Genomic DNA, 2,032 nt, shown 5'->3' with positions numbered 1-2,032 from the left:
GCGAGCGCGTTGTCATAGCTCGAACCCACCGCGCCTACACTGGGCTGGATCCCTGCCTCGGCAAGGCGTTCGCTGAAGGCTATGGACGTGTATTGCTCAGGTTCAAGCAGTCGTCGCAACACAATCCAGTTCGAGCGAGTTTAGATGAGCTTCGAGGCCTCGGCGGGAGTTCGCCAGCCGAGCGTCTTGCGGGGCCGGGTGTTGAGCGCGTGAGCGACGGCGGCGAGGTCGTCGACCGAGTGTCGGCTAAGGTCGGTTCCCTTCGGGAAGTATTGGCGGAGAAGACCATTCGTGTTCTCGTTGGTCCCGCGCTGCCAAGGACTGTGCGGATTGGCGAAGTAGATCGGCAGGCCGGTTTCAGCGCGCAGGCGTGCATGCTGAGCCATCTCCGAACCTTGGTCCCAGGTCAACGACCGCCGCAACCCTGGATGCAGGGCTGCGAAGGCCTCACCGATTGCTTCGCGGACCGCGTCGGCGCCGTGGCCGGCCAACGGTGGCCCGTTCTTGGTCGATGGTTCGGTGCCGTGGCCGATCATTCGTGGCAGGTGTAGCAGGAGGGTGAACCTGCTGGCTCGGTCGACGATGGTGCCGATGGCGGAGCTGTCGGCGCCGAGGATCAAGTCACCTTCCCAGTGCCCGGCAACGGTCCGGTTGTCCGCCTCAGCGGGACGCTGGTCGATCAGAACTGCGGGCGTGACGAACTTCTTGCCGCGCCCTCGCGCGCGAGCCCGCGGAACTCGTAGCGCCCGCCCGGTCCGCAAGCATGCCGTCGCCTCACGAGTCAGCCCACCCCGGCCCGCGATATAGAGCGCCTGATAGATCGCCTCGTGGGAGATCCGCATCGAATCATCGTCTGGGAACTCGATTTTCACCCTGTTGGAGATCTGCTCCGGGCTCCATGAGTTCGCCCACCGGCGGTCCTTGCGCGGGCCGTGGCGGCGGCCGATCCACGTCACGGCCGGTCCTGGCACCTGGGTTCCGTCCGGGTGAACGACCGTTCCGGACAGCCGATCCTGGACATATGTTCGCAGCTGTTCGTTTGCGGCCAGTTTGGCAACGCGGGGACGGCAGGCGCGCCGCTCGGCATGCCACTGCGCGGTCGAGGCCCGGTAGTGCAGATATCCGCTGCGAGTTGCTGCGTTGCGGCGCAGTTCCCGCGAGATCGTCGATGCTGAACGCCCGATCCGGCGGGCGATCTCTCGCACTCCGAGATCCTGTGCTCGCAACAGCGCGATCTCCTCACGCTCGCGCAGGGACAAGTAGCGGCCCGAGAGCGGAGCCATGGAGATCAACGGCATCCCGCCACCTTCGCGGAACCACCGCGATCCCACCGCCGAGGAGACCCCGACCTGCACCGCGGCATCCTCGCTCGCCATGCCAGCAGCGATGTTCCGCCAAAACCCTTGCCGCTGATCGCGACTCAGACTCGAAGGCCTACCCGGCGAACGCATCTTCGGTCGCGTTGCCCGGTCGGACGCACGTTGCCTCGGAACACCCATCGCAACTCCCGACTATCCAGGTGTTGCGACGTCCAGTTGAATTCACCTTGAGAGCCCCTATCTGTATGGTGGACAACGTCTTTCACATCCCATCCGTCTCGTTCGCGGGTCCAGATCGCGTGCTCGATCGCGTCGAGCACCAACGCGGTCGTCATCGACGTGGACGTGCGCGGGCCCAGGATCCTTCGCGCCTAGGCGTCAGTCACGAAGGCCACGTAGACCCAGCCTGACCAGGTCGACACGTAAGTGATGTCGGCGACCCACAGCCGGTTCGGCGCAGCCGACGCGAACCGCCGCTGCACCAGATCCGCCGGCCGGTCACCGGCTGGATCCGCGAAAGTCGTGCGTTTGATTCTGCCGCGGGTCACGCCCCGCAAGCCGAGCTCGCGCATCAACCGTTCGACGGTGCAACGGGCCACCCGGTGGCCTTCCCGGTTCAGCTGCAGCCATACTTTCCGGGCACCGTAGACGCCGAAGTTCTCGCCGTGGACACGCGCGATCTGCGGCTTCAACTGTTCGTCGAGTTGCTCTCG

General features: G+C 65.5%; 2 pseudogenes. Both read right to left on the bottom strand.

The features are described 5' to 3' along the window. Positions 1 to 102 precede the first annotated feature (102 nt). A pseudogene (locus tag AB0H56_RS31935) lies at positions 103 to 1,499 on the bottom strand (IS30 family transposase). A 53-nt stretch (positions 1,500 to 1,552) separates the two neighbouring features. Further along, a pseudogene (locus AB0H56_RS31930) lies at positions 1,553 to 2,032 on the bottom strand (IS3 family transposase); the annotation flags it as partial.

It is taken from the genome of Nocardia sp. NPDC050717, from assembly GCF_040654275.1.
Classification (GTDB): domain Bacteria; phylum Actinomycetota; class Actinomycetes; order Mycobacteriales; family Mycobacteriaceae; genus Nocardia.
Note: the sequence above shows the minus strand (reverse complement) of the source record. Positions and strands in the feature narration are given on the sequence as shown.